This is a genomic window from Pseudomonas sp. URMO17WK12:I11 (assembly GCF_007677725.1).
Taxonomy (GTDB): Bacteria; Pseudomonadota; Gammaproteobacteria; order Pseudomonadales; family Pseudomonadaceae; genus Aquipseudomonas.
In genome coordinates, this window is the sequence record NZ_VEDF01000073.1 from 1 (window position 1) to 229 (window position 229).

Consider the following 229-nt stretch of genomic DNA (forward strand, 5'->3'; position numbering starts at 1 on the left):
CCCTGGCTCGGGCTGCTGTTGTCGCTGCCGTAGGTGACGTCGGCGTCGGCGTTGAGCTGGGTCAGGCTGTCGAGGCCCGCTTGCAGGGCGTCGGCGTTGTGTTGCTTGGCCGTGTCGGAGAGGGTTTTGAGCCGCTGTTCGCTGTTCTGCAGCTGCTGCTGGGCTTCGCTGATATCAAGCTGCGCGCCCTGGGCGTTGCTGCGTTTCCAGGTGCTCAGGTACAGGCCCT

The 229-nt window shown here is 65.5% G+C and carries 1 protein-coding gene; it reads right to left on the minus strand.

Annotation, left to right across the window (positions count from 1 at the left end; translation table 11 throughout):
* On the minus strand, positions 1 to 229 hold a 229-nt coding region (locus FS665_RS23265), incomplete at both ends, for a type VI secretion system Vgr family protein (RefSeq protein WP_178108406.1).